Source organism: Butyrivibrio sp. NC3005 (assembly GCF_000424545.1).
GTDB lineage: Bacteria > Bacillota > Clostridia > Lachnospirales > Lachnospiraceae > Butyrivibrio.
Map to the genome: position 1 here is coordinate 21,109 of NZ_KE384208.1, position 26,701 is coordinate 47,809.

General features: G+C 36.0%; 25 protein-coding genes. 23 read left to right on the top strand and 2 right to left on the bottom strand.

The genetic code is table 11. The features are described from left to right. Positions 1 to 200 precede the first annotated feature (200 nt). The 11 genes from G634_RS0116665 (at position 201) to G634_RS19815 (ending at position 11,099) form a co-directional block, all read left to right on the top strand. Positions 201 to 788 (top strand): hypothetical protein, encoded by a 588-nt coding sequence (locus tag G634_RS0116665; protein ID WP_026506220.1) that lies wholly within the window; start codon positions 201 to 203, stop codon positions 786 to 788. Further along, positions 775 to 957, top strand: a complete 183-nt coding sequence (locus G634_RS0116670) for a hypothetical protein (RefSeq protein WP_022762587.1) — start codon at positions 775 to 777, stop codon at positions 955 to 957. The genes G634_RS0116665 and G634_RS0116670 overlap by 14 nt, the downstream gene beginning before the upstream one ends. Next, the gene (gene tnpA / locus G634_RS0116675) at positions 950 to 1,363 is read left to right on the top strand and encodes an IS200/IS605 family transposase (protein WP_022762588.1); all 414 of its coding nucleotides are present in this window, start codon (positions 950 to 952) and stop codon (positions 1,361 to 1,363) included. The genes G634_RS0116670 and tnpA overlap by 8 nt, the downstream gene beginning before the upstream one ends. Then, positions 1,356 to 2,966 (top strand): hypothetical protein, encoded by a 1,611-nt coding sequence (locus tag G634_RS0116680; RefSeq protein ID WP_026506221.1) that lies wholly within the window; start codon positions 1,356 to 1,358, stop codon positions 2,964 to 2,966. Before tnpA ends, G634_RS0116680 begins: the two co-directional genes overlap by 8 nt. A 241-nt stretch (positions 2,967 to 3,207) precedes the next feature. After that, complete coding sequence (locus G634_RS0116690) at positions 3,208 to 3,846, top strand: cyclodeaminase/cyclohydrolase family protein (protein ID WP_196805404.1); 639 nt, start codon at positions 3,208 to 3,210, stop codon at positions 3,844 to 3,846. Next, positions 3,846 to 4,706 (top strand): bifunctional 5,10-methylenetetrahydrofolate dehydrogenase/5,10-methenyltetrahydrofolate cyclohydrolase, encoded by an 861-nt coding sequence (locus tag G634_RS0116695; protein ID WP_026506224.1) that lies wholly within the window; start codon positions 3,846 to 3,848, stop codon positions 4,704 to 4,706. Before G634_RS0116690 ends, G634_RS0116695 begins: the two co-directional genes overlap by 1 nt. A gap of 11 nt (positions 4,707 to 4,717) precedes the next feature. Next, complete coding sequence (locus G634_RS0116700) at positions 4,718 to 6,292, top strand: GGDEF domain-containing protein (protein ID WP_026506225.1); 1,575 nt, start codon at positions 4,718 to 4,720, stop codon at positions 6,290 to 6,292. An 11-nt stretch (positions 6,293 to 6,303) separates the two neighbouring features. Then, positions 6,304 to 7,089, top strand: coding sequence for a nickel pincer cofactor biosynthesis protein LarB (gene larB, locus G634_RS19810; protein ID WP_035800610.1), 786 nt, complete (start codon positions 6,304 to 6,306; stop codon positions 7,087 to 7,089). After that, a complete protein-coding gene (larC, locus tag G634_RS0116710; protein ID WP_026506226.1) occupies positions 7,070 to 8,434 on the top strand; it encodes a nickel pincer cofactor biosynthesis protein LarC in 1,365 nt (454 codons plus the stop codon). Before larB ends, larC begins: the two co-directional genes overlap by 20 nt. Next, on the top strand, positions 8,427 to 9,287 hold the full coding sequence (gene larE, locus G634_RS0116715; protein ID WP_081676698.1) for an ATP-dependent sacrificial sulfur transferase LarE: 861 nt from the start codon (positions 8,427 to 8,429) through the stop codon (positions 9,285 to 9,287). Before larC ends, larE begins: the two co-directional genes overlap by 8 nt. 474 nt (positions 9,288 to 9,761) lie before the next feature. After that, complete coding sequence (locus G634_RS19815) at positions 9,762 to 11,099, top strand: aminotransferase class I/II-fold pyridoxal phosphate-dependent enzyme (protein ID WP_051234219.1); 1,338 nt, start codon at positions 9,762 to 9,764, stop codon at positions 11,097 to 11,099. A gap of 22 nt (positions 11,100 to 11,121) precedes the next feature. Here G634_RS19815 and G634_RS0116725 read toward each other — a convergent pair whose 3' ends face one another. Both G634_RS0116725 and G634_RS0116730 read right to left on the bottom strand, forming a co-directional pair. Further along, a complete protein-coding gene (locus G634_RS0116725; RefSeq protein WP_196805406.1) occupies positions 11,122 to 11,598 on the bottom strand; it encodes an ImmA/IrrE family metallo-endopeptidase in 477 nt (158 codons plus the stop codon). A gap of 35 nt (positions 11,599 to 11,633) precedes the next feature. Beyond that, positions 11,634 to 12,032, bottom strand: a complete 399-nt coding sequence (locus tag G634_RS0116730) for a helix-turn-helix domain-containing protein (RefSeq protein WP_026506229.1) — start codon at positions 12,030 to 12,032, stop codon at positions 11,634 to 11,636. A gap of 471 nt (positions 12,033 to 12,503) precedes the next feature. On the opposite strand from G634_RS0116730, the gene topA reads away from it, so the two are divergent. From topA to G634_RS0116795, 12 genes are all read left to right on the top strand, one after another. Next, positions 12,504 to 14,594 (top strand): type I DNA topoisomerase, encoded by a 2,091-nt coding sequence (topA, locus tag G634_RS0116740; protein WP_026506230.1) that lies wholly within the window; start codon positions 12,504 to 12,506, stop codon positions 14,592 to 14,594. A gap of 149 nt (positions 14,595 to 14,743) precedes the next feature. Further along, positions 14,744 to 15,535 carry a GTP-sensing pleiotropic transcriptional regulator CodY gene (gene codY / locus G634_RS0116745; protein ID WP_026506231.1) on the top strand — a complete coding sequence of 264 codons (792 nt, stop codon included), beginning with the start codon at positions 14,744 to 14,746 and terminating at the stop codon, positions 15,533 to 15,535. Between the two features lie 707 nt (positions 15,536 to 16,242). Then, the gene (gene flgB, locus G634_RS0116750) at positions 16,243 to 16,635 is read left to right on the top strand and encodes a flagellar basal body rod protein FlgB (RefSeq protein WP_026506232.1); all 393 of its coding nucleotides are present in this window, start codon (positions 16,243 to 16,245) and stop codon (positions 16,633 to 16,635) included. Between the two features lie 59 nt (positions 16,636 to 16,694). Then, complete coding sequence (gene flgC, locus G634_RS0116755) at positions 16,695 to 17,141, top strand: flagellar basal body rod protein FlgC (protein WP_026506233.1); 447 nt, start codon at positions 16,695 to 16,697, stop codon at positions 17,139 to 17,141. A 68-nt stretch (positions 17,142 to 17,209) separates the two neighbouring features. Then, a complete protein-coding gene (gene fliE, locus G634_RS0116760) occupies positions 17,210 to 17,548 on the top strand; it encodes a flagellar hook-basal body complex protein FliE (protein WP_035800612.1) in 339 nt (112 codons plus the stop codon). An 81-nt stretch (positions 17,549 to 17,629) separates the two neighbouring features. Next, entirely contained in the window at positions 17,630 to 19,270 is a 1,641-nt protein-coding gene (gene fliF, locus G634_RS0116765; RefSeq protein WP_026506235.1) for a flagellar basal-body MS-ring/collar protein FliF, read from the top strand. Between the two features lie 27 nt (positions 19,271 to 19,297). Then, on the top strand, positions 19,298 to 20,332 hold the full coding sequence (fliG, locus tag G634_RS0116770; protein ID WP_242826838.1) for a flagellar motor switch protein FliG: 1,035 nt from the start codon (positions 19,298 to 19,300) through the stop codon (positions 20,330 to 20,332). Further along, positions 20,325 to 21,311: a FliH/SctL family protein gene (locus G634_RS0116775; RefSeq protein WP_026506237.1), complete on the top strand. Its 987-nt coding sequence runs from the start codon at positions 20,325 to 20,327 to the stop codon at positions 21,309 to 21,311. The genes fliG and G634_RS0116775 overlap by 8 nt, the downstream gene beginning before the upstream one ends. Positions 21,312 to 21,316: 5 nt before the next feature. Then, positions 21,317 to 22,693 (top strand): flagellar protein export ATPase FliI, encoded by a 1,377-nt coding sequence (gene fliI / locus G634_RS0116780; RefSeq protein ID WP_026506238.1) that lies wholly within the window; start codon positions 21,317 to 21,319, stop codon positions 22,691 to 22,693. Between the two features lie 6 nt (positions 22,694 to 22,699). Continuing rightward, a complete protein-coding gene (fliJ, locus tag G634_RS0116785; RefSeq protein WP_026506239.1) occupies positions 22,700 to 23,170 on the top strand; it encodes a flagellar export protein FliJ in 471 nt (156 codons plus the stop codon). Further along, a complete protein-coding gene (locus G634_RS19820; protein WP_051234222.1) occupies positions 23,170 to 24,099 on the top strand; it encodes a MotE family protein in 930 nt (309 codons plus the stop codon). The genes fliJ and G634_RS19820 overlap by 1 nt, the downstream gene beginning before the upstream one ends. A 457-nt stretch (positions 24,100 to 24,556) precedes the next feature. After that, positions 24,557 to 26,587, top strand: coding sequence for a methyl-accepting chemotaxis protein (locus tag G634_RS0116795; protein ID WP_026506240.1), 2,031 nt, complete (start codon positions 24,557 to 24,559; stop codon positions 26,585 to 26,587). Positions 26,588 to 26,701: the final 114 nt, after the last annotated feature.

The following is a 26,701-nucleotide window of genomic DNA, read 5'->3' on the forward strand; positions in this document are numbered from 1 at the left end:
TTTTTGTTCTTGTAAGAAAGCAACAATGTGTAAACGAATTTTTGTGTTCACTGACCAGAAAAACATGTTATAAAGTAAACTTTGGCGCAACGTAGGCGAAAACCCACAGGCTTGCCTGTGGGATGAAGCCTTTTTCTATTTTTGACAAACACATAGAATAAATATATAATATATGTATTAAACATAAAGGAAAAATACAAATGGATAATTCGAAATGCGTAGAGTATGTGAATTCTCATGTAGACGAAATTGCTGGATATGTAAATGAGTGCTTTGATCAATCAAAAGAATTCATAAAAGCAAGGCTGATTCGTCGGATAAGAGATGAATTGTCACCCACTCCAGTTCACTATGAGATAAAATATGTCTACGATCCTTATGATCATTCTGGAATACTTGTAGAAGACGGATATATTTCGCTCGAACAGACTGTAGGAGAATTTCTTGAAAACGAATATAGCGGAAACAAGAAAGCTACTTATGAAAGCGGTCGTGGTTGGAATTATCTTACATACGGCGATGAAATAAGTTACGATACATTAGATATGGCATCAGATATAATGTTTTCTGCAATACGCAGACATATTGAAAATCATTTTGGTGAAAATCTTTCTGATGATGAACTTGAAGATATTCGAGAATCCTGCAGTGATTTCGATGATATATATGTGGATTGCAAAGCCTATGATTTTTTTTGTAGTATGGGTGCTGCTGAATTTGTTGGTATTGAGGATATGCAACTTAAAGACATTGTTAAGAAAGGGAGAAATTCTAATGGCACGACCTAAAAGCGAAAATGTACAAATCAATATCTCTATCCCAGCTGAATGGAAGAAGGAACTTGAAAACCTTGCACGGATCTATTCAGTTGAGGAAGGTGAAACCGTTACTTTCCTTGATCTTATGCGCAGGGGCATTCAGGAAAAATATCAGTTAGGAGTAAAAGACAATGAGTGAGGGGCAATATCATAGTGCTTCACATTGTAAATATCTGATACAGTATCATATCATCTGGTGTCCTAAATTTAGATCCTCAGTATTAAAGGGCAATGTAGAAGATACGCTCAAACTGATACTTCAAAAAATCTGCGATGATTATAACTATAGTATCAAGGCCCTTGAAGTAATGCCTGACCATATACATATATTTGTAGATGTCCCACAGACTGTTGCACCGTGCGATGTTGTCAGGACTCTCAAGAGTATCAGTGCAATAGAACTGTTTAAGGCATTTCCACAACTCAAACGATTCTATGCAAGATGCGGTGTTTTATGGTCAAAGGGATATTTTGTGTCAACGGTGGGGCATATAAGCGAAGCTACAGTAATTAAGTACATTGAGGAGCAAAAAAGGCATGACTGATTATGAATACGGGAGGATATTAAATAAATTCCATAAGCTTTCTGACAGGCATATTATAGTCGCCGAAACTGATATGCCTTATTCCGATGTGCTTAAAGTCGTGGCTCTTTCTGATAAGATACGCAAAGCGGGCAATGAACTTGTTGGTCTTATGAGAAGGAACCATGACCAGCTCATGCGTACAAAAAGATACCGCAAACTGCTTTCTTTGTATGGTAGTACGGAAAACATTGCTAAACGTAAGATACTTGCCGATCAGCTTAATGAAATGCAGAAATCCTATAATGTCACATGGGATTGTTGTAGAAAATCAATGATTCCAATAGGCAAAAAGTATGGGATAGATGCTATATTTGCCTTAACCAAAGCTGAAGATGTATGGCGCGGTATGGAGAAATGTCTCTATGGTAGTGGTAAGACCATACATTTCTCAAAATTTGGGGAGCTACCATGTATCAGAGCAAAGCAGATAAGCCGTGGTATACCCATTTCTGTAAAAGATAACAGATTACAATTCAAACTTGGAAAGAAAGCTTTCGGGATACAGATAGCCGATAGATTCCAAATGGATGAAGTAAATGCCGTTCTGTCGTATCTTAACGAGCCAGAAATAATGGATAAAAAGGCTGTAGATACTTTACTTGAGGATGCTTATTGTATAGATACATACAGACCATGCTATGCAACTCTCGTCCCCCAAATGATAAGAGGCAAATACAGGGTATACCTGCATCTGACTATTGAAGGCAAAGCAAAACCTAAGTATGATAAGTACGGCAATCCACGCCATAAGTATGGCAAAGGTATGATAGGTGCTGATATTGGCACACAGACAGTTGCCTATACATCTGATACTGAGGTTGGTCTAAAGAACCTTTCTGAACGTGGTGACAGCATACAGACATCCGAAAGAAAAGAGCGTCTGATCTATCGTGCCATGGACAGGTCAAGAAGGGCAACCAACCCGCAAAATTATAATGAGGATGGTACTGTTAAGAAAGGTCGTAAAATCTGGAAATACTCAAATCATTATAAGAAGATGAAAGTCAGACATTCTGAGCTGTGCCGTATCAATGCAGTTAACAGGCAACTTGCAATAAATGAGGACGCTAACCACCTACGAAGTCTTGGAGAAATAATTGTAACTGAGCCTAAGAATGCAGGCAAGCTTATGAAACGATCAAAAGAGACTACCAAAAACGATAAAGGTAAGTTCAATAAGAAAAAACGTTTCGGTAAGTCTGTAAAGAACAGATGCCCCGGTGGTTTCCAGACCACATTGGAAAGAAAATTCAAAGCCACAGGTGGAACTTATATTGAAGTCCCAAACAATTACAGAGCATCACAGTATGACCATACGGCTGATGACTATATAAAAAAGAAGCTCTCCGATAGATTGTATAAACTTCATGATGGCACTGAAGTACAAAGAGACTGGTATTCATCATTCCTGCTCTATTGCTATGAACCTAAAACGCAAAATATAGATAAAGACAAATGTGCTAAGACTTTTGAGGCACAATACAATAAAGAAAAAACCTTAATCACCTGGATCAAGGCATATAAAATCAAGATATTAAATAGTGGAATTAACGTAGCTTAACAACTTAATAATCAGGGAGATTGACTATACTTCCTTGCTGAAAAGCAGAAATTTACCGCTAATGTGGTCGTTGGACTGCTTGGTAATGAAAGTCCTGATTCAAACAGATTTACACTTGTAACTCCAAAGTCTGAAAATGATGTACGATTACAAGCTACGCTTGCCAATCAGAACCCCACGGGCTTGCCCGTGGGTATAGTCAGACTGAAAACTAAAAATAAAAGAGGTGGGGGCTTGTATAGTGAATTCAAAAGATAATGAAATAAAAATTATGGATCAAAGCTGTCGTGAGTTTTCTAAGAATCTTGCGGATAAAGTGCCTGTTCCGGGTGGGGGAGGAGCCTGTGCTTTGGTTGGTGCACTAGCTTCATCCTTATGCTCAATGTCTGCTAATTTTACAACAGGAAAGAAAAAATATGCTGAGTATGAAGAGGATATAAAAAATATAATAAAGGAAAATGACAGGTTAAGAGTAAGACTTTTGGAACTTGTGGAAGAGGATGCTAAGGCATTTGAACCGCTATCGAAAGTCTATTCGCTGCCAAAAGATTATCCAAATAGACAGGAAAAACTTGATAAGGCAACAATTGATGCGGCTATGCCACCACTTAATATGGTGAAAGAGATAGCGAAAGTTATTGATTTGTTGGAACTAGAGCTGAAAATCGGAAGTAAACTTATGGTTTCAGATGTTGGTTGCGGAGCTTATCTTGCAAAAGCTGCACTTGAGGGAGCTGCTTTGAATGTATTTGTAAATACGAGATTTTTATCTGATAAAGAGAAGGCTTTGCAACTTAATAAAAAAGTACTGGATATTCTTGATGAATTTTCAGATAAAGCTGAAAAGATAGGTGATACAGTTAGAAAGGAACTTATATAATGGGAGAAAAAATGCTGGGAATGCCTGTGGCAAAGGCATTAGATGAAAAGACTATTAAAATAGTTGAAAAATGTAAAAATAAAGGTATAACTCCAACGCTTGCTATTATAAGGGTTGGAGAAAGAAAAGATGATCTTGCCTATGAAAAGAGCGCTATAAAAAGGTGTGAAAAAGTTGGAATAAAAGTTATAAACATTATTCTTGCTAATGACTGCACACAGGAAGAATTATTATCTAAAATTAAAAAAGCAGGCGATGACGAGAATATACATGGAATACTTCTTATGCGACCGCTTCCAAAGCATTTAAATGAATATGAGGCCTGTGAAGCAGTTCCGGCTGCAAAAGATGTAGATGGAATTACCAAAGGTTCAATGGCAGCAGTTTACAGTGCAAAAAATTTGTCACAGATTGAGAATGGTTTTGCACCATGTACAGCAAGATCTGTTTTGGAAATTTTGCATTACTATAATGTGAATCTTGAAGGGAAAAAAGTTATAATAGTAGGCAGAAGTCTTGTTATAGGAAAGCCTGTTTCAATGCTTCTTCTTGGAGAAAATGCTACTACAGTAATATGCCATTCTTATACAAAGGATCTTGTAAATGAGGTTCAGAGTGGAGATATAGTTGTAGTTGCAATAGGAAAGGCTGAATTCATGGGGAAGGAAGCTTTTATGAATAATGCAGTAGTTGTTGATGTAGGTATTAACTATAGCGATGAGAAGCAGAAACTAGTTGGTGATGTAAGAACTGATGAAGTAATTGATAAAGTAAGCAAGATAACACCAGTACCTAATGGGGTAGGTAGTGTTACAACATCAGTACTTGCGTATCATACAGCTCTTGCAGCAGATAAATAAGGGGTTATAAAGTGGCACATCGAGATAAATTTAGTAATTTTGAGCCTTCTGTTCAAGAACGTTTATTCGAACTTGAAAGTCTTCGTTTCGAAGAACCTGAAAAAGCAATGCAACTAGCCTATGAACTGGATGAAATTGCATTAAACAAAAGAGATGACGAGCTTATAGGGTATGCTGAGTTTTATATTGGAGATGCAGCATATACTTTGTGTGATTTATCAAAATGTGTAAAGCATATCAGAAATGCCATAAAGTATTTTGAGAAAACAGGAAACTGGTATAAAATAAGCGGTTGTTACAATTTACTTGGAGTACTGTTTGCCAATCAGGGAGATGTAGCGAATTCACTCACAAGTTTTGGTAACAGTTTAGAAATCAGCGAAAAGCATAAAGATATTTTTAGCGTGGCTCTTGTATATGAGAATTATTCTGAAGTATGCAGTAAATGTCAGAATTATGAAACAGCTCTTGCCTATGGACTTATGGCAAAAGAGACGATTTTTAAATGCAAAAATATCGAAAGATGGGATTATTATCTACTTCTTATTCAGATTACGATTGCAAATATCTATTTGAATTTAAAAAGATATGATGAAAGTAAAAAAATACTTGATGAAATCGATGATTTACGAAAAGACAGTTCTTCCGTAGAAGTTGAATTTGACGAAAGAATTGTCAGATTGCTATGGATGGCGAAATGTGATAAGACAAATGAATCAGAACAGCTTATCAAGGTTATGAAAGATTTTGATGAGTGTGTATGTTTAATAGATTTTTTTCCATATATAAAATCATTGATGGAGTATCTCCTTGAAAAAAATGAACTTGAGTATTTAAAACACATTTTAGAAGTAATGGAAAAAGCTATTGATAAAGATGCTTATCCAGAAATTCAGCTTCAAATGTCAGATATAAAAGTTGAGCTTTTACTTCGGGCTAATGATAAAGCAAGGCTTCTTGAAGAAATGTTAAAATATAGAGAATACTTTAGGCAATATAGAAAACAATCCAATTTGACGCTTGATTTTTTAATGAATCTTAAATATTCATTGGATAATATAAGTCAGGATAATAAGAGACTTTTAGAAAGTGTCAGCACAGATGATTTGACTGGTATTCTGAATAGAAGAGGAATAGATGAGCAGATTTCCAAGTTCTTTTTGCAATCTTCAAAAAGCAGGCAAAACTTTGCTGTTGAAATGATGGATGTTGATCATTTCAAGGAAATAAATGATAACTATGGTCATGAAATGGGAGATAGATGCCTTAATCTTGTTGCAACTGTTCTTAATGATTTCAAAGATAGCAGATGTGTATGTGGAAGATATGGCGGAGATGAATTTATTATTGCTTTTCACAATATGACAGAAAATGAGATTCTGGAAGTTGGAAATAAAATAAGCGCAAATCTTCGAACAGAATCAAAAAAGCATAATATGCCTGTTGTAAAGGTCTCTCAGGGTATCTGTATTGGTATTCCTGATGCAACTAACAGCAGAATTAGGGATTATATAGTAACTGCTGATAAAGCGTTATATGAAAGTAAGAATACAGGTAGAGATGGTATAACGATTCAAACTGTTTAATGGGGAAAAATATGGATGGAAAAAAGCTTAAAAAAATGCTTTATGATTACAAAGAGGGAAGTTTGTCTCTTGATAGTATTATGCTGGAACTAAAAAAACAACCTTTTGAAGATTTAGGATTTGCTAAGCTTGATCACCATAGAGCTATTAGAAAAGGTATTGCTGAAGTGATTTATGGAGCGTCGAAAACGCCGGAGCAGATTTTAGAAATTGCTTCGGCTATGTCTGCTTTCAGCAAAGAGACGATTCTTATTACGCGTATGTCCAAAGAGGCTGCTTTATATTGGAGAAATAATACTTCTTTGACACTAGAGTATGATGAAATTAGTAGTACAGGAATATGTGGGAAAGTTCCAAATGCAGACGGTCTGGGGAAAATAGCAGTTGTTACCGGAGGAACAAGTGATATAAAAGTTGCTAAAGAGGCTGTAATTACAGCTAAAGCTTTCGGTAATGAGGTTGAAGAAATATATGATGTCGGAGTTGCCGGGATTCACAGACTCTTTGCAAATCTTGACAAAATAATGTCTGCAAATGTAGTAATAGTTATAGCAGGCATGGAAGGTGCGCTTGCAAGTGTAGTGGGCGGACTTGTTGACTGTCCTGTTATTGCGGTTCCGACAAGTGTAGGTTATGGTGCAAATTTTGGAGGGTTATCAGCACTATTATCTATGCTTAATTCATGTTCTAGCGGAATAAGTGTAGTAAATATAGATAATGGCTTTGGAGCAGCGTATCAGGCAAGTCTTATTAATCATCCAAAGCATGGAGGTGCAAATGAAAACTTTGTATATTGAGTGTAATATGGGGGCTGCTGGCGATATGCTTGCAGCATCGTTACTTGATTTATTACCAAAAGAAAAACAGGACTATGTTATTCAGAAACTTAATAGTTTGATACCTTATAAGGTAAAAGTTATAAGAGATAGAACTAAAAAATGCGGAATAGAAGGCTGCGGTTTTAGGGTTTTTGTAAATGACATAGAAGAACAGTCTGCAGATGAGTATGAAGGTATTAATAATCAGAACAATTATGTCTATGACCATACTCATGAGCAAAGTTGTAATCATGATGAGCATACCCACAATCATGATGAGCATACCCACAATCATGATGAGCATACCCACAATCATGATGGGCATAACCATAATCATGATGAACATAGCCATAATCATGATGACCACACTCATCACCATCATCACACTAAAGTTTCAGATATTAAGCTAATTGTTGACAAAATGAAGCTTTCACCGCAGGTTCAGAATGATATAATCCAGATTTATAATTTAATAGCTAGGGCAGAAAGTACAGTACACGGAGAAAATATAGATAAAATCCATTTTCATGAAGTAGGAGAATATGATGCTATCTTTGATATTACAGCAGTGTGCCTACTTTTGAGTATGATTTCACCTGATAGAATAATCGTATCTCCAATACGAACAGGCTTTGGAAGTGTACATTGTCAGCATGGAATTTTACCTGTTCCTGCACCTGCAACGCAGTATCTTTTAGAAAACATCCCAACATATCAGGGAAATATAGAGGGAGAAATGTGTACTCCAACGGGTGCAGCTATTTTGAAATATTTTGCTGATGATTTTGGCCAAAGGCCGGTTATGATTGTTGAAAAAACTGGTTACGGAATGGGCAAGAAAGACTTTGAATCAGCAAATTGTGTAAGAGCAATGTTGGGAGAAGAACAGTCAGTAAATGATGAAAAAAGTGACAAGATTATAAAACTTGAGGCTAATATAGATGATATGACTGCTGAAGAGCTTGGTTTTGCTATGTCTATGCTGTTTGAAAATGGAGCAAGAGAAGTTTATACATCACCTGTTTTTATGAAGAAAAATAGGCTGGGAACACTTCTAAGTGTCTTGTGTCTTGTAGAAGACAGGGAGAAAATTGTTAAATCTATTTTCAAATACACTACGACAATCGGCATGAGAGAAATTGAGTGTAACAGATATGTTCTAGACAGAGAAATAGAAGTATCAGGGAAAACTACCGGTGAAGTCAGAATAAAGAAAAGCTGCGGATATGGAGTTGTAAGGGAAAAGTCTGAGTATGATGACATTGAAAGAATTGCACGTGAAACCGGAAAATCTTTCAGGGAAGTGAAAAAATTGTATGAGTGAAATTAAAAACATTATTTTTAATGATGATTTGGTTAAAAGTGATATTTTTGATAAATATATAAGACTTGAAGATGAACTTAGACAATTACATAAAGTTGCGATTGCCTTTTCAGGAGGAGTAGACTCGACTTTTTTACTAAATACGGCAAAAAAAGTATTGGAGAAAAATGTACTAGCGATTACACTTGTAACAGACGCTTTTCCGAAAAACGAAAAAGAATTTGCAAAAAAGTTCTGCAGAGAAAATAACATAGAGCAGATAGAACTTAATATAGATATCTTCGAAGTGGATGAATTTGCAGAAAATACTAAGGATAGATGTTATTACTGCAAAAAGAATATGTTTGAAAAAATACTTTTGGCAGCAAAAGAAAAAGGATTTGACATAGTCTGTGAAGGGTCAAATCAAAGTGACATGAGTGATTATAGACCTGGATTAAAAGCACTTGAAGAACTTTGTATATATAGTCCATTACGAAAAGCTTTATTATTAAAAGATGAGATAAGGCAATTATCAAAGAAAGACGGTATTTTAATTTGGGATAAACCGTCTTTTGCATGTCTTGCATCAAGAGTTATGTATGGTGAAAGAATCACCAAAGAAAAACTTGAAAAAATAGGTTATTGTGAAAAGGTTTTGCTAGAACTTGGTTTTAAACAATACCGCGTAAGAATGCATGGGAATCTTGCAAGAATAGAAATTTATAAAGAAGATTTTGGCAGGATTCTGGAAGAAGATGTCAGGATGAAAATAATGAGTTCATTTCAAAAGGCGGGATTTACGTATGTGACTCTTGATATGCAGGGATTCAGGTCTGGCAGTATGAACGATATGCTTACGATAAGAGCGTAAAATTTGAACAAATAGCCAAAAATAATATTTAACGAATTAAAGTGTTGACGCATAAGGAAAAATAATTTAAAATAAGTCTGTCTTTGTGCAAAAAACATTTGTGTTCGTATGAAATACATATTTTGTATGAAGCAAAAAGGTATGACTTCTTGTCAACTTCATTCAGAAACTCGCATTTACTGCGAGTTTCGTGAGAACAAAAGTCAAGCGGCAAACTGGTCCAAGGCGAAGCCTTTTTAAATGGCCAGTTTGCGTAGTTTTTGGAACGTAGTGACAAAAATCTATGACTTCTTGCTGAGATTTAGGATAATCATCAGCAAGAATCCTGCTTCGCAGGACAAAATTTGTCTTGACGACAAATTTTGGTCTGGTACGGTTATTGATTTTCCTGATGAAAACAATAACCTATGCTGCTGACTTTTAAATATGAGCTGGTAGCAATAAATATTAAAATGCAGTGAGGAGAGATTTATTATGAAAGCTTATGCCGAGATGACTAAGGAAGAGCTTGCAAGTGAATACGAGCAGCTGAAAAAAGTTTACAAAAAATATCAGGGGATGGAGCTTAACCTGAACATGGCTCGTGGTAAGCCATGTAAAGAACAGCTTGATATTTCCATGGAAATGATGGATGCACTTAATTCTGAGGCTGACCTTACTTGTGAAGATGGTACAGACTGCCGAAACTATGGTGTTCTGGATGGTATTCAGGAGTGTAAGGAACTTATGGGTGCTATGATGGAAAATGATCCAGATAACATCATTATTTTCGGTAACTCCTCTCTTAATGTTATGTTTGACACTGTTTCAAGAGCTTATTCTCACGGTATTATGGGAAATACTCCTTGGTGCAAACTCGATAAAGTTAAATTTCTTTGTCCTGTTCCAGGATATGACAGACATTTTGGAATTACAGAGTATTTCGGATTCGAGATGATTCCTGTTCCTATGACTCCAGAAGGACCAGATATGGATGTTGTTGAAAAGTATGTCAATAATGATCCGGCAGTAAAAGGAATCTGGTGTGTTCCTAAATATTCTAATCCTCAGGGATATTCTTGTTCTGACGAAACAGTTCGCCGTTTTGCAAGACTTACTCCTGCGGCAAACGATTTCAGAATATTCTGGGATAATGCGTATGGCGTACATCACTTATATGATGAGCGTCAGGATTATCTTATAGAGATTCTTCAGGAGTGTAAGAGAGCAGGACATCCAGATATGGTATATAAGTTTGCTTCAACTTCTAAAATTACATTCCCTGGAAGCGGAATCTCGGCTATAGCTACATCTCTTAATAACATGAAAGACATCAAGAGCACAATGACTCATCAGACAATTGGTCATGATAAAGTTAACCAGCTCCGTCATGTTAGATTCTTCAAAAATATGGAAGGCATTCGCCAGCATATGAGAAAGCATGCTGCGATAATTAGACCTAAGTTTGAAGCAATCGAAGAAATCTTCGATACAGAGCTTTCAGGACTTGGAATTGGTTCATGGACTAAACCAAACGGTGGATATTTTATAAGCTTTGATGGCCTTGAAAATACAGCAAAAGAAATTGTAGCATATGCTAAGAAAGCAGGTGTTACTCTTACAGATGCAGGAGCTACATGGCCTTATCACAAGGATCCACATGATAACAATATACGTATTGCACCAACATATCCAACACTTGATGATATCAAAATTGCTGCCAAGTTGTTTACTGTTTGCGTAAAGCTTGTTTCTGCTAAGAAAATTCTTGAAGAAAAAACTTCAGATGTTGTAGTTGAAAAAGAAGATAATAAAGAGAAAAAAGCTAATTAATTCTATTGTTTGGTATTCTGAGTTATTTTAGAAAATCATTTCTGGTTTCCGGAATATTAAAATTGTATCCTTGCTTATGAAGAATTGAAACTTTGATGGCAATAAGGTTGGGATCGGTATACAGACTTTGTGCAATAGACTGTATACCGAGACCTTCATATATATTTTCAAGAAGTTCTTCTGTGTTTATAGATATTTCAGCAGCGAAAAGATTGGCTTCATATTCCATTCTGCTGTTTTGCTTGGTGAAAAGATCAGATTCTGTAAAAAAATCCGCATAATCCCTATGAAGTCTATCATGACCAATTTCGTGAAGAAGTACAATTTTGCGCATAACAACAGAAAGGTCACTTTTTATAAAAATAAAAGGAACCCCAGAGATAATTTTATAGACACCTTTTTGAGATTTGAATTCAACATCTTTTATATGAATACCAAGATACTCAGCAAGGACGTTAGGATCAGTTGATCCGGCGTCCTCTACTAATATCTTAGCCATACTTATTATTTGGTCATCATGATGATACATATTTTTTATTTTCTTTTTCGATTTGTGAGAGTGGCTTTTTTAGCTTCAATATAGGCTTCCTGAACAGCAATCATTAATGTGTCCATATCTTCTTCGCTCATAGTACCACCTGCGAATAATCCAGTGAGCTCAGAAACAAGTTCATCAGCTTCTCTGGCAGCATCGGTATCAAAATTATCTTTGACATCGAGAATGAATCTGTCATCATTTGTAGCTAGAGCCTGAGGTGTCGTTTTTAAAACTTCAGCAAGTTTAATTACAATCTTGCTGGAACGGGGAATGCTAAAACCTGTCTCATAAGATGAAATAGTACGTTGTGCGATACCGGTTAGATTAGCAAGTTCCTGTTGTGACAAGTGAAGGCTTTTGCGAGCCTGTTTAATGTTTTCTCCAAAAGAGCGCATAAATAATCCTCCCAAGGTGGTGTTACAGTCAAATTGCATATATAAATAACAAAGCGTTAAATATGATTGTTAGAAAAAAACATGCTAAGCTAATAGTAATGTCATGTGCTTGAAAAGTCAATAGAATTATGGAAAAATGGGTATATAAAGAATACTTGTGGAGTTTTTATGCTTTTTTAGCAATTTGTTTTCTTGAATTCAATATCTATTTTGAGGGGCAAAAAATGCTTTTTAATAAAAAAACTAACAAAAAAATCTTTTTTTAATAATAAAAGTTGCACATATTTTCAAAAAAGAGTATAGTTCGATATTGAGCGAGGCATGGATTGCCATTAAGCATTGTGGATCGCAGTTAGAAGAATGGCAGGGAAGCGTTCTAGCGGATAACCACGGATGTGAGTTACGGTTTGCAGCTTGCTGCAGACGAGCGAGCGGTAACTAACAATTACACGTCAATAAGGAGAATAGCTCATGGCAGGATCAAAAAAATTACTTATCGTTGAGTCACCTACAAAGGTGAAATCTATAAAAAAATTTCTTGGTAGCGGATATGAAGTTGCAGCCAGTAATGGACATGTGCGCGATTTACCCAAGAGCCAAATGGGTATAGATATAGAACATGATTATGAACCAAAATATATAACAATAAGAGGAAAGGGTGACATTTTGGCTAATCTGCGTAAGCTTGCCAAAAAAGCAGATCATGTATACCTTGCAACTGACCCTGACCGAGAAGGCGAGGCAATAAGCTGGCATCTTATGACAGCACTTAAGCTTGAAGATGACCCTGGAAAGGTATCTCGTGTAACATTTAACGAGATTACCAAAAATGCTGTTAAAGAGGCAATGAAGCATCCTAGAAAGATAGACATGAATCTTGTTGATGCTCAGCAGGCTAGAAGAGTATTGGACAGAATGGTTGGATATGAAATAAGCCCGCTTTTATGGAGCAAAATAAAAAGAGGCTTGTCAGCAGGAAGAGTACAATCAGTTGCATTAAGAATAATCTGCGATAGAGAAGCAGAAATAGAGGCATTTATCCCAAAAGAATACTGGAGCCTTGATGTTTCACTTAAAATTGAGGGCGAGAAGAAACCACTTGTAGCACATTATTATGGTGAAGGTGATACCAAAAAAGAAATTGGCAGCAGAGAAGAAGTTGAGAAAATAATGGAAAGTCTTGATAAAGCGGACTATAAAATTGTTTCTGTCAAAAAAGGTGAAAGAACTAAGAAGTCTCCTCTTCCATTTACTACATCAACTCTTCAGCAGGAGGCTTCCAGAGCACTTAATTTTAGTACTCAGAAAACAATGAGAATTGCTCAACAGCTTTATGAAGGAATTGAGATAAAGGGAAGTGGAAGTGTAGGTCTTATTACATACCTTAGAACAGATTCGACACGTATTTCTGAAGTAGCACAGGATATGGCTTCTGATTATATAAAGGAAAACTTTGGAGAAGAGTATCTTATTGAAAGCGAAAATAAATCAAAGAATGCATCAAAAATTCAGGATGCTCACGAAGCAATAAGACCAACAGATGTTTCTAAAACACCTGTTGCAATTAAAGAATATCTTTCAAGAGATCAGTTCCGCTTGTACCAGCTTATCTGGAGAAGATTTATGGCAAGCAGAATGGCTCCTGCACGCTACGAAACAACATCTGTTAAGATTGATGCAGGAAAGCACAGATTTACAGTATCTGCTTCAAGAATCGTTTTTGATGGCTTTATGAATGTTTATACAGACGAAGATGATCAGATAGATAAAAAAACACTTGCCAAGGGTATTGATGAAGATACAAAACTTTCCTTTGAAGAGTTTGAACCAGAGCAGCATTTTACTATGCCAAAGCCTCATTACACAGAAGCTTCGCTTGTTCATGATTTGGAACAGCTTGGAATAGGAAGACCGTCAACCTATGCTCCGACAATTACAACAATACTTGCTCGTCACTATGTTACAAAAGAAAACAAAAATCTTTATGTGACAGAACTTGGCGAAATTGTTAATAAAGTCATGAAGGATGAATTTTCTTCAATAGTTAATGTTAATTTTACAGCTAACCTTGAAACACTTCTTGATGGAGTGGCAGAGGGAACTGTTAAATGGAAGACAATTATTGAAAATTTTTATCCGGATTTGGATGATGCCGTAAAAAAAGCAGAAAAAGAGCTTGAAAAGGTTACGATTGCGGACGAAGAAACCGATGTTATTTGTGAGAGCTGTGGTCGCAACATGGTAATTAAATATGGTCCCCATGGAAAATTTCTGGCATGTCCGGGATTTCCAGAATGTAAGAACACTAAGCCGTATTTTGAGAAAATTGGTGTTCCTTGTCCTAAGTGTGGAAAGGATATAGTAATTAAGAAAACCAAGAAAGGAAGACGTTACTACGGATGTATAGATAATCCGGAATGTGATTTTATGTCTTGGCAGAAGCCTTCCAAAATAAAGTGTCAAAAGTGCGGCGGTTACATGGTTGAAAAGGGCAACAAACTTGTCTGTGCAGATCAGGAATGTGGTTTTGTATGCGACAAACCAAGTGAAGACAACAATTGAGTTTGATAATTCATTACTAGAGTAAGCTTAAAGTAAGGAATCGTAACATAACCCATTTTACGATTTTGTGCTAAACAAGTGTTGATAGACTGACAATAATGTGATAGGATAAAATTGTTCGAACTATTCAGACAAAAAGGAGAAGTCGCATGAGCAGTGTACAACTTTTAGATAAAACAAGAAAGATAGGTCAGTTACTCCATAAAAATAATTCAGGAAAAGTGGTTTTTAACGATATTTGTGATGTACTTTCTGAAATATTGGCTTCAAATGTTCTTGTTATTAGTAAGAAAGGTAAGATTCTTGGTACTTCTAGGGTCAATTCCGTTTCTCCTATTCAGGAATTATTAACTGGAGATATTGGAGAATTTATTGATTCATTACTTAACGAGCGTCTTCTGAATGTTTTATCAACAAAAGAAAATGTTAATTTATCCACACTTGGTTTTAGTGAAGAAGAGAGCAAACGTTTTCAGGCAATTATAACTCCAATTGAAATTTCAAGTGAAAGACTTGGTACTCTTTTTATCTATAAAACAGAAAAGCCATATGAAATTGATGATATTATTCTCTGCGAATATGGCACTACAGTTGTAGGCCTTGAAATGCTTAGAGCTGTAAATGAAGAAAGTGCTGAAGAAAATAGAAAACTTCAGGTTGTAAAGTCTGCACTTGGTACACTTTCTTTTTCAGAGATGGAAGCTATTGTTCATATATTTGATGAACTTGATGGAATGGAAGGTGTCCTTGTTGCCAGCAAGATTGCTGATAGAGTAGGAATTACTAGATCAGTTATTGTAAATGCACTTCGAAAGTTTGAAAGTGCAGGTGTCATTGAATCTAGAAGCTCTGGCATGAAAGGAACCTACATAAAGGTTTTAAATGACGTAGTGTTCTCAGAAGTTAAGAAATTAAAAGAAGATTATATTAAAGCCAAATAATTAATTCCAATTTAGTAAAAGGTTCTATTTGGAAAGTTACAAGAAGTTATAGATTTTTGTCAACTTCATTCAGAAACTCGCATTTACTGCGAGTTTCGTGAGAACAAAAGGCAAGTGGCAAACTGATCCAAGGCGAAGCCTTTTCAAATGGCCAGTTTGCGTAGTTTTTGGAACGCAGTGACAAAAATCTATACTTTATTGTTTCTATATAGTCCGTTTTACTGTTTGTATATTTCGTCGCAGACACGCTTTCGCTTGATTATAAACGTAGTGGTACGTAATGCGCTAAAAAACAGCGCATAAGTACCAACGTTTATAAACAGTTCTGCTCATGAAATATTACAAGCCAGCAAAACTCATCTATCATATATTAAGAAACAATAACCTATAGGTTCTTGTTTTCATCAGGAAAATCAAGAAGTTATGACTTCTTGTAACTTTTATTCAGAAAAAGAATAAAAAAGATATAAATTTATCGCTGTATTTTGCCGATATAAAGGGTACAGCGGATAAAAGGACTTATTGCTGTGAGTAATAAGTCCTTTTTTCTTTATTACGACCAACTCTCTTGCAATTTACACAAAAAACAAGTATCATTATAAATGAATATTCGTGCATATTTACATGTAATACCGTTGGAAAGCAAATGTTAAGTGCTTTTTTTACCAATACTTTTACATTTGCTAATAGTGTCAGGAGGACCGACAATGATTAATTCGAATGTATATGATTATGTGAATATCATGAAGACTGCAGCTGATGCTTCATGGATTCGTGATGAAGTAATTTCTAATAATATTGCTAATGCTACTACACCTGGATATAAGAGAGAAGATGTGGATTTTGAAGGTACACTTCGAAGAGCTCTTGGAGATTCCAGGTATACTACAATGGATGCTAAGGTTAGAAATGCCCTGAAGAAAGATTTAAAACCTAGAACTTATGTAGATAGTGCATCTTTTTCATACAGACTTGATGGTAATAATGTTGATCCAGATACAGAAGGGGTTTATCTTGCGGCCAACCAGCTTAAATATGAAGGTATTATGAAAGCTATAAATTTTGAATTTCAGAACATGCAGACAGCAATGAAAGGCTGAGTTTAGGTAGAAAATTTATGTGATAGCATTTTTATATAATAGCATGGAGGCAAAGTGATATGGGATTATTCAATTCTTTTGACATTAATGCAAGTGGAATGACAGCACAGCGTTTTCGCATGGACATTATTTCTGAAAATATAGCTAATGCGAATACAACCAGAGATATTAGTGGCAATCCTTATGTTCGTAAAGTGGTTTGTTTTACAGAAAAAGGAAAACAAACTCCTTTTTCTAAAATTTTGAACAGCCGATTAGATAACTATTCAGGACAAGGTGTCAGAGTAGCAAAAGTCACAGAAGATGATTATACTCCTATGAATACCGTATATGATCCGTCTCATCCGGATGCAGATGATGATGGCTATGTTACATATCCTAATGTTAATACTGTAACAGAGATGACTAATTTAATAGACGCTTCAAACGCATATAAGGCAAACACAACAGCTTTTCAGGCTAGTAAAACCATAGCTCAGCAGGGCTTGCAGTTAGGTAGTCAGTAATATTGCAAAAGAAATTGTTTTTTATTTTCTTTCTTAGAAGTCATTAATAATAAAAGGAGTATATATTCATGGCTGATATATCAACTATTACAAACATATCATCTGATGCTATAAAGAAAGCTGAAGATCTTTACAGCAAAGTCTATAATCCTGTTATTAACTATGAAAATGAAGAAGGAAATACTTTTTCAAAATTGTTATCACAAGCAGTTGATAATATTAATACAACTAACGCATATTTGTCTGATGCAGAGAATGAGCAGATAAGGTGGGCTCTTGGGCAGACCGATAATACTCATGAACTGACAATTGCACTTAATAAAGCCACAACTGCATTTCAGTATACTGTAGCAGTAAGAGATAAAGTTCTTGCAGCTTACAATTCACTTATGCAGATGCAATTCTAAGGATAATCATTTGTAGCAGCTTATTAAAAAGAAATTTTTGATCGTTTTAGACTGTTCATCCTGTGAGGGGAGGGAACGTGCATGTCAGACAGATTAAAGCAGATTTTTGATAAAGTGAAAGAGTGGTGGAATAAATTTACCACAGCTCAAAAAGGTATAATAATAGCAGGAATTTCTGTAGTATTGTGTGCTCTTATTATACTTATATTCGTATTTACACAGCCAAGTTATGTAACGCTTGTTACAGCAAAGAGTACAACTGAAGCATCAGAAATAAAGAAACTTCTTGATGATAATTCAGTAAAGTACACTATGTCTGATGACGGGATGTTATTTAAGGTTGATGAAAAAGAGCAGGCACAAGCAAGACTGCTTCTTGGTTCGAATAATATTCAGGCATCTGATTACAATATCAATACCGTAACAGAAGGTTCTTTTTCTACTACAGAATCAGATAAGTCCAAAAAATACGTAGCCTATTTAGAGAAAAAGCTTTCTTCCGATTTTGCAGCAACTTTTGATGCTGTTAAAACAGCAAGGATAGAATTGCATATTCCACAAGATAATGGAACTCTTATTCAGCAAAAGGTCGAAGCTACTGCAACAGTAATGCTGACACTGGCTGATAAAGAAAAATTCACCGAAGATAACGCAGCATATCTTGCAAAGGCGACTGCAGCAGCACTTGGAAAGAAAACAACTGATAATATAGTAATACTTGATTCAGAAGGAAATATGCTGTATTCAGGAGAAGATTCCAGTGCAGTTGGATCAGCATCTAGTCAGTTGGGACTTAAAGGAAAGGCTGAAAAGGCTGTAGTTTCTTCCGTAAGAGGAGTTATTTTAGGCACTAAACTTTATGATGAAGTTCAGGTTGCACCTAACCTTGTAATGGATTTTTCTACTAAAAAAAGTACAGTGCATAAGTATGCTCCGTGGGCAGATGATCAAACTCAGGGTGTTCTAAGTCATAAAGATACTTACAACTCAGAAAGTAACAGTGGAGAAGGTGCTGCTCCAGGAACTGATGCAAATAACGAAACAACGTATGTTACTCAAGATAATCAGACAACGTCAACAACAGTTGAAGAGAATTCTGAAGATTATCTTCCAAATGAAGAAATATCTACAACAGAGACGCCGGCTGGCGTAATCGATTACGAAAAGTCATCAATTGCGGTTTCTGCTATCAACTTTGTTGTAGTTAATGAAGAAGATTATAAAGCGGCAGATCATGAGAATATGACCTGGGAAGAGTATAAGGTAGCGAATTCTGCACCAGTTGATGTTACAGAAAATGATGCAAACACAGCTACTACTACAAGACTTACAAATCTGGTTCAAACAGCAACTGGTATACCTACAGAAAAGATAAGCGTAGCTTTATATGATCAGAATGTATATTTTGATAAAGCTGGATCAGATATAAGCGTAACAGATATATTACAGATAGTATTAATACTTGCAATCCTTGCACTTCTGGCATTTGTAATTCTTAGAAGTCTAAAGACGGAACGTCAGCAGCAGGTAGAAGAAGAGCCAGAAGAACTATCAGTAGAGGCACTTTTGGAATCGAAACCAGTTGAAGAAGATGAAGCACTTGAGAATATCGAAATGGATGAAGGTTCAGAAACAAAGAAACTTATCGAACTCTTTGTGGAACAGAATCCTGAGGCAGCAGCCAACCTTTTGCGTAACTGGCTGAATGAAGATTATATGTAAACGATAATACTTTTTAAGGGGAAGGGTATGTCAGATATGAGTGCATCCGACAAAAGTTTATTGGAAAATCTATCAGGTACTCAAAAGGCGGCTATTTTATTAATAGCACTGGGACCTGAAAAATCTTCGATGATATTTAAATACTTAAAGGAAGAAGAAATTGAAGAGCTGACTCTAGAAATCGCAAATACCAGAAGTGTCACATCAGAAATAAAAGAAGCTGTTATTAACGATTTCTATGGAGTTTGTCTGGCTCAGCAGTATATTGCCGAGGGTGGTATCAACTATGCAAAAGAATTGCTGGAGAAAGCACTTGGCGAAGACAAGGCGATGGATGTTATCAGCAAGCTGACAGCATCACTTCAGGTAAAGCCTTTCGAGTTTATAAGAAAGACAGACCCGTCACAGATATTGACATTTATTCAGGACGAGCATCCTCAGACAATAGCTCTTATCCTGTCATATATGTCATCTGGTCAGAGTGCGCAGATTTTAGGAGCTTTGCCTCCTGACAGACAGGCAGATGTTGCAAAAAGAATAGCAACAATGGACAGAACAAGTCCTGATACGATAAAGGATGTCGAGAAAGTTTTGGAAACAAAGCTGTCATCGCTTGTTAATCAGGATTACACTATCATCGGCGGTGTCGATGCTGTTGTTGATATTCTCAATACAGTTGATAGAGCAACTGAAAAGCATATCATGGAGACCTTGGAAATCGAAGAGCCAGAACTTGCAGACGAAATCCGCAAGAAGATGTTCGTATTCGAAGATATTCTTATGCTGGACGATCGTTCTATTCAGCGCGTGCTTCGTGAAGTTGATAATAGCGATTTGTCACTTGCACTTAAAGGCGCAAATGAGCAGGTGCAGCAGGCTATTTTCAACAACCTTTCAAAACGTCTTGCAGTAATGATAAAAGAAGATATGGATTTCATGGGACCTGTTCGTATGAAGGATGTTGAAGAAGCGCAGCAGAAGATAGTAAACATCATACGTAAGCTTGAAGACTCCGGTGAAATTGTAATTTCCAGAGGCGGAGGTGACGAGATCGTTGTCTAATTTGCTAAAAGGAATGTGGGTTAATGTAAAAAAAGATGAAGCCCGCGTCATTGATAATAATGAACTTGCTGAAATGAAGATTCAAAAATCAGTAGAGGATGAGTATAGACGAAAGCAAAGCTTTAATGATTTTGGTAATGCTAAGTTTCAAGAAGATGGCGAGTTTACTGAAGGATTAAATGCAGAGCAGCTTAGTCAGCTGACTGATGATTTTGGTCTTGATGATTTGCAGGCTCCTGCGGAAATGAATCTTTCAGATCTTGATTTGGGTGATTTTGCGCAGAATATGCCTACGTCACTGCCTGATGACTTTGGACAGATGGGACAAAGTCAGGGAATGGCGCAGAATACGATGTCTCAAGGTCATGTTCCTATGAATGTGCAGAAGGAGGTAGATACAATTTTATCTGATGCACAGGAACAGGCAAGGCAGATAGTAGAGCAGGCACGAGCAGAAGCGGAGTCTGTCAAAAATGATGCAATAGAAGAAGGCCGAAAACAAGGCTATGATGAAGGATATTCTCAAGGTTATTCCGAAGCAAATGAAAAAGTTTCGTTAAGCCTTAATGAAAAGACAAGAGAACTTGAAGAAAATTATGAAAAAAAGATTGCTTCTGTTGAACCTGAGATGGTAGATGCTCTTACTAAAATTTATGAGCATGTTTTTAATGTGTCCTTTAAAGAAGATAAAAACATAGTACTTCATTTATTAAAAAATGCGCTTGCAAGAATTGAATCAAATGGGAATTTTCTGGTACATATAGCACCTGATGATTTTGATATTGTATCTGATGCAAAAGAAATGTTAAAGCAGACAATAACTAATCCTGATACAGTTTTGGAAATTGTGGAAGATTCAACACTTCATGAAAATGAGTGCATTATTGAAACTGATGGTGGTGTGTTTGATTGTAGTCTAGGTGTAGAACTAGAAGAATTATCCCGAAAACTCAAACTCCTTTCTTATGACAGAAGGTGATTAATATGGATTTCTCAATAGATTTTTCCAAATACAAAAAAATGGAAAATCAAGCATACTATCGAACCAGAGGCAAAGTAATTAATATTGTCGGTCTTACTATTGAGTCAGCAGGTCCTGATGCCAAGATGGGAGATATTTGTTTTATTTATCCTAAAGGTAAAGGTGATGAATCTGTAGTAAAACTTGCAGGAAGACCTACAATGGCAGAAGTTGTAGGCTTTAGAGATGGTTATGTACAGCTGATGCCGTATGAGAATACAAGCGGAATAGGTAATGGTAGTATTGTTGAAAATACTGAAAGTCCACTTAGAGTAAATGTTGGAGATGGACTTTTAGGGCAAACTCTTGATGGACTTGGTCGGATAGACGGAATTTCTTTTGGCCAAGGCAAAATTTTGGAAAACGGAATATCCTATTCTGTCGAGAATCAGCCTCCAGATCCTATGTCTAGAGATCCTATAAACGAAGTCCTTCCACTAGGGGTTAAGGCAGTTGATGGATTGCTTACAGTTGGAAAAGGGCAAAGAATAGGCATTTTTGCCGGTTCTGGTGTCGGAAAATCAACGCTTCTTGGAATGTTTGCAAGAAATACACAGGCAGATATAAATGTAATAGCGCTTATAGGCGAACGTGGACGAGAAGTTAGGGAGTTTATAGAAAGAGATTTAGGTCCTGAGGGTATGGCAAGATCTGTGGTGGTGGTTGCAACATCTGATAGACCTGCGCTTGAAAGAGTTAAGGCAGCTAAAACTGCTACTTCTATTGCTGAATATTTCAGAGATAAGGGAAAAGATGTACTTTTAATGATGGACTCTCTGACTCGTTTTTCTATGGCACAAAGAGAAATAGGTCTTGCAAGTGGAGAACCACCTGTTTCAAGAGGTTATCCTCCAAGTGTTTATGCAGAAATGCCAAAACTTCTTGAAAGAGCCGGAAAATCAAGAAAAGGTTCGATAACTGGTCTATATACAGTTTTAGTAGATGGAGACGATTTCAATGAACCTATAACAGATACAGCTAGATCTATACTTGATGGGCATATAGTGCTAAATAGAAAACTAGCACAAAAAAACCATTATCCAGCTATTGATGTTTTGCAGAGTATATCTAGATGTATGAGTGCTATTGATACTAAAGAGCAGAAAAAGGCAGCTGGAAAATTCAAGAATGTAATGGCAACTTATAATGAATCAGAAGATTTGATTAATATAGGTGCTTATAAAAAAGGCGCAAATAAACACATCGATTATGCAATAGATAAAATAGAACAGGTAAACAATTATCTATTACAGGCAACAGACGAGAAATTTACTTTTGGAGAAGAAGTAAGTATGTTAATGGAACTGTTTCCTCCTGATGAGGATGCTAGGGTAGAATAATGATATATGGCGAAATTTCGATATAGAATGCAGAGTATCTTGGAGCTGAAAGAAAAACTTGAAGGACAGGCAAAAATGGAATTTGCTGCAGCTCAGATGCAATTAAGAATTGAACAGGATAAATTAAATAATTTGATAGAAAAAAGAAAGATGTATCAGGAAATATGTTGCACTCTTCAACAGAAAGAAGTGCTTAATATACCTGATATTCTTTCCTATAGGGATTATATCGATATATGCGATATTCTTATAAATGAACAAAAAAAAGTTGTTGATAAAGCCTATAAGGTTGTCGAGAATGCCAGAAAGAAACTTGCACTTGTTATGCAGGAAAGGAAGATGCAGGAAAAGCTAAAAGAAAAAGCTTTTGAACAATTTTTGCTTGAAGAAAGAGATGCAGAAAACAAAGAAACGGACCAGAGAAGTAGCTTTGCATATGGACAGCGAATAAAGAATGGACAGTCACGGAGGTCGTAATGGCGGATAAGAAGAATAAAAATGAAGAGCCTGAGTACAAGCTTCCCGATGATCCTGTGGAAGCCAAAAAGAAGTTAAAAGCAGATCAAAAGCAGTTAAAAGAAGACCAAAAGGCTGCAAGAAAAGCAGAAAAAGCACGTCAAAAGCAAATGAAAGAGGCTCAAGACGAGCTTGAAGGTGAAAAAGGCGGTGGATTTGGCACTTTTCTTTTGGTAATTCTTATTATTATGCTATGGCTTCTTTTAATGGCTATAGTGATAAAACTAGATATAGGAGGTCTTGGTCAGAGACTTACACCTGTTTTGAAGGATATTCCGTATATAAATAGGCTTCTTCCTGTAGAAACTTCAGAAATATCAGAGAGTGATTTACCAAATGCTGATGCTAGTAGTACCAGTAAAGGCGTTAATGATGAATACATAAAGGGGATGGAAAATGAGCTTGCAACAGCTCAAAGTGATAATGCAACATTACAGGCTACAATTAAGAGACTTCAGGCTGAAGTATCAAGACTAGAACCATTTGAGCAGGAACAAAGCGAGTTTGAGAAACAACGTCAGAAGTTTTATGAAGATATTGTATATAATGAGAAAGCGCCCGATGCTTCAGTATATGCTTCTTATTATGAAATGATTGCAGCCGATGCTGCAGCATCTATTTATGCACAGGTAGTTGCAGGACGAATGGATGATGAAGAAGTTAAAAAATATGCCGCAACCTATTCTGGAATGAAACCTAAGGCAGCAGCGGCTATATTTAATGTAATGCCTGATTTAAATCTTGCAGCAAGAATTTTGAAACAGATGTCTAGTGATAGCAGAGGGGCAATTTTGGCACAAATGGATAAAGAAATAGCTGCACAAATAACCTCGATAATGGAACCTGAGAATCTACCGCAATTATCAGACAGTAGTGCTACGGGAAAGTGAAAATTCTAAAAATAAAAAGTTTCGCCGAAAATGTATTGACATATAAACGAAATAATGATAATATTAAATCAAGTTAATGAAAGACAAAAAAACCAGTAATCAAAATCAGAGACGGTAGCGATGCTTTACCTTATCGTAGGTTTGATGGCTGAGCGGAAGGATTTTTAGGAAAGGCGGCGATGCTTCACCGGACCGGAAAAAATTGCTTCCGCATTTCTTTTTGTCCAAAAGCATTGATATGAAAAAGGTGTAGTTGCTAGAGTTTTATAAACTCTATCTTCTGCACTTATTTTTTGTCCTTAAATAATGACTCTTCAATAATTATGGTAAAAAACCGAAATACAAAATGAATCATAATATATTCTTTTATTTTCATAAAATACCAAAAACGAGTTGATAAGCAATATGTAAGTAATAGTTATTTTAGAAAACTATTTTTCTTAAAAAAGGAGTTACCATGGCTAAAGAAGAGAAGAAAGGTACCAGCATCAATTTAAAAAAGAGTATAGGAAAGACTTTGCTTAAAATTGTATTGCCAGTAATAACGATAGGAATCGCTAGTATCATTGTTTTTTTGACAATTAAGGCCAGTGACACTATTTCAAATGTTTCTACTATGGATCTTGAAGCTGAGACAAGAGCTAATGCTAATGAGCTTGGAACAGGTTTTAGGATGCTTACAGCTAAGTTTGGTGAATATGCAGACACCTTGGAGCAGGTTCAGTTTGAAAACCATGAAGCGATATTCAAATATATTAAGCCTTCTCTTGAGTATAAATCTGTTGATAACTCTGGTATTTACATTGGCTTTGAAGATGATTCTTATGTTTATGCGGATGGAAGAACTAAAGATGCAAGTTATAAGCCGACTGAAAGAGGATGGTATAAGACTGGAATACAGCATCAGACTTTTGTTCCGACAGATCCTTATATAGATTCGACTACAGGCGGATTGTGTATTACATTTTGCAGATGTGTAGATTTATTTGATGGAAGCAAAGCAGTAATGGGCGTTGATGTTTATTTGGATGATCTTCTTAAAGCGGTTAATGGATTAACACCAATGACGACAGGAAAGTCTCTTATCATATCAAAAGATTATGTAATTTCTTATGAAGATACAGCTCTTAATGGTAAACTTATATCTGAAAGTAGCAATGATTTTATAACTGAAGTTGGAAAATATGCTCAAAATAGCGATAATAAAGTGGCAGAAATTTATAATAAAGATTTGAAAAAAGTTTTTTATGTCAGCAAATATGATGTTCAGGGTACAGAGTGGTCACTTATGTCATATGTGGCAAGAGAAGATGTTCTTGGTGAAGCAAATAAGTTTATGACCATCGCTATAGTGGCTATGATTGGTATCATTGTTATAATCTCTCTTATTATACTTTTTGCTATAAATTCAATAATCACGAAGCCGGTAAAATTATTGGCAGAAGGCATTGTGAAAATTTCTGAAGGAGATTTCACAACTAAAATGCCAAATGATAATGGAGATGAAATTGGACTTATCAGTAAGGAAATGACTAATTATATAACTAGAATGAATGGAATAATTTCCTCTATTATTGAAAAAGCTTCGAAGCTGTCAGAGGATTCTAAAATATCAAAAGATGCATCTAGTAAAATGTCAGAAGAAGCAAATGATCAATCAGTATCCATGGGACAGATTCAGGAAACAATGTCTGGAATATCAAAAGCAGTAGGAGAACTTGCGCAAAATGCTACTGAGCTTGCAAATGCAGTGGCAGATTTAACAGAAAAAGGAAACTCTGCTAATACAACGATGCTAACTCTTGTAGATCAGGCAGATGTAGGACAGCATGATATGTCAGCTGTACAAGACAATATGACAAAGATTACCGAGTCTATGGGTCAGATGAATGAAGTAGTTACAACAGTTGGCGAATCAGCTGATAAGATTACTGATATAGTATCAATGATAGATTCAATAGCACAACAGACAAATCTCCTTTCTCTTAATGCATCAATTGAAGCGGCTAGAGCAGGAGAAGCCGGTAAAGGTTTTGCAGTTGTTGCAGATGAAATTGGTAAACTTGCTCAAAACAGTCAGGAAGCAGCAAAGGAAATAGGCGATATTATTGCTGAAATAACAGGTCTTATTAAACAGCTTGCGAATAAATCTCAGATGAATATGAGTACAATTTCCCAAAGTAGTGAGGCCGTTACTAAAGCTGGTGAAAGTTTTAATCTTATCTTAAAGGATTTGAATGGAACCGCAGATACGATGCGTAGCATGATAGGAATGATGGGAGACGTGAATGATATTGCGTCAAACGTTGCAGCAATTTCAGAAGAACAGTCTGCTAGTTCACAGGAGGTAACAGCAACAGTTGACAATCTTACTCAGAGTGCAGGCGATATTGCTGTAGAAAGCCAAGATGTGGAAGAAGTTGCAAACTCTGTTTCTGAATCGGCAGTTTCCATTAATGAACAGCTACAGGGATTCAAGATTGGGTAATGTATAAGTAGGTAACAAAAAGTCATGACTTCTTGCTGAGATTTAGGATAATCATCAGCAAGAATCCTGCTTCGCAGGACAAAATTTCTCTTAACGACAAATTTTGGTCTGGTA